General features: G+C 30.3%; 3 protein-coding genes. All 3 read left to right on the top strand.

The annotated features are described in order from the left end of the window. Positions 1-126: 126 nt before the first annotated feature. The 3 genes from DFQ09_RS18535 to DFQ09_RS18545 all read left to right on the top strand — a co-directional run bounded on the left by DFQ09_RS18535 (position 127) and on the right by DFQ09_RS18545 (position 2203). Positions 127-576, top strand: coding sequence for a hypothetical protein (locus DFQ09_RS18535; protein WP_147298381.1), 450 nt, complete (start codon positions 127-129; stop codon positions 574-576). 245 nt (positions 577-821) lie between these two features. After that, on the top strand, positions 822-1271 hold the full coding sequence (locus DFQ09_RS18540; protein WP_147298381.1) for a hypothetical protein: 450 nt from the start codon (positions 822-824) through the stop codon (positions 1269-1271). 200 nt (positions 1272-1471) lie between these two features. Then, positions 1472-2203, top strand: coding sequence for a hypothetical protein (locus DFQ09_RS18545; RefSeq protein ID WP_115813102.1), 732 nt, complete (start codon positions 1472-1474; stop codon positions 2201-2203). Positions 2204-2247: the final 44 nt, after the last annotated feature.

Below are 2247 nucleotides of genomic sequence, written 5' to 3' on the forward strand. Positions count from 1 at the left end.
CCGTTCTACGCAATTTGACCAAACCAACGAAAATTGTTTTTAAATTCAAATTTTTTAGATTTTTAAGAAAGAAAAGAATAACCGAAATTGAAACTGAATAAAACGACAGAACTAAATCTGCGCAATTTGAAAAACGAAACCGAAATAGAAACTGAATTAGAATTGGCTCAATGGCTAAAAGACAATTGTTATCCAATGAATAGTTATAGTATAAATGGAAATTTCATCTATGAAGGTTGTGGAATTGAAAATAATGGCGGACTTTACCAATGGTATTATACGGAACGTGGAGAAAAAACGACACTTGAATATTTCCCAACGGAAAAAGATGCTGTAAAATATGCTCTAAAACAAATTAAAGCAGACGAACACGCAAATCGGAATGGAATCGGAATTTTTAAAGAAAAAGAAGAAGTAGAAAGAATAATATCTGAACTTAATAAGCGTGAAGTGGAATATTGGACTGACAGAATTCCTTATGGTGGAATAAACGATTGGAGAACTCGAATTTTTGTAATTGGTTGCGGAATTAAAAAAGTGACAGATTTGATACAGAACGGAGAAAAAACTGCGTAGAACACCGTGTATAATTCATTGCTAGTTATAGCCTACTTACGAAAGTCCTCGCGGACTTTCTATCTGTGATTTATTTGCTAACTTTAGTGCTTAAACACGCAACGAAATCATACACAAACACGTTCTACGCAATTTGACCAAACCAACGAAAATTGTTTTTAAATTCAAATTTTTTAGATTTTTAAGAAAGAAAAGAATAACCGAAATTGAAACTGAATAAAACGACAGAACTAAATCTGCGCAATTTGAAAAACGAAACCGAAATAGAAACTGAATTAGAATTGGCTCAATGGCTAAAAGACAATTGTTATCCAATGAATAGTTATAGTATAAATGGAAATTTCATCTATGAAGGTTGTGGAATTGAAAATAATGGCGGACTTTACCAATGGTATTATACGGAACGTGGAGAAAAAACGACACTTGAATATTTCCCAACGGAAAAAGATGCTGTAAAATATGCTCTAAAACAAATTAAAGCAGACGAACACGCAAATCGGAATGGAATCGGAATTTTTAAAGAAAAAGAAGAAGTAGAAAGAATAATATCTGAACTTAATAAGCGTGAAGTGGAATATTGGACTGACAGAATTCCTTATGGTGGAATAAACGATTGGAGAACTCGAATTTTTGTAATTGGTTGCGGAATTAAAAAAGTGACAGATTTGATACAGAACGGAGAAAAAACTGCGTAGAACACCGTGTATAATTCATTGCTAGTTATAGCCTACTTACGAAAGTCCTCGCGGACTTTCTATCTGTGATTTATTTGCTAACTTTAGTGCTTAAACACGCAACGAAATCATACACAAACACGTTGGCAGTAATATCGCAAACCCAATCTATGAGAATAATTATTATTTTATTTATTTGTGTTCTGTTTTCAAATTGCAATATGAAATCGGACAAACTGAACACATTTAATGATTTAAAAAATACTGTTTGGATTGATTCGCTATGTAATGAATTTCATTTCAAAGATTCTACATTTATAAAAAAACGCTTATTTGAAAAAGAATCAAATCTTGACGAAGTTGGTAAATTGAAATTACATAATGAGATTGAACTACTATTTATAGACGATTTTGATGAAATTGAGAAGTACTATCTAAAAAGTGAACTAAATGGAAAACTAGAATTTATATCCTTAGATAGATACCTTAATAATATTACTTTATTTAAAAAAGATTCAATTAAAAAAAATGGTTTAGAAATATTAGAGCTACAAATAAAAATAAGACCCACCTTTCTTTCCTCTTCAGGTCTAAGAGATTTGACTATTACTCAGGACAAAAAAATAGAATATAGAAGAGCAGAAAACAAATATGAATTGGAAACAGTAACATTTTCTGATTCAACTTTTAATCAACTAGAAAAATATTTGGAAATTTTGCAGTTTGACAAATACGAAGACAAGTATGAATTTGCTGGTTTCGATGGAGCAAATTATGAATTAAATATAAAAACAAATCTATATACAAAAGCTATTGAATGTACTCAACGACCAACAGAAGGATTATGGAATTTGATTTCATTTATTGATTATAAATTACAAACGGAACAAAATACTACTGCCAACAAAGTACTGTGGCAAAAAACAAGTAAAAACTCATTAATTTTTCACTAAAGTACTTTTATAATTTCCATCATATATTAATCCCGATTTAGCTA

The organism is Winogradskyella pacifica, from assembly GCF_003386275.1.
Classification (GTDB): Bacteria; Bacteroidota; Bacteroidia; order Flavobacteriales; family Flavobacteriaceae; genus Winogradskyella; species Winogradskyella pacifica.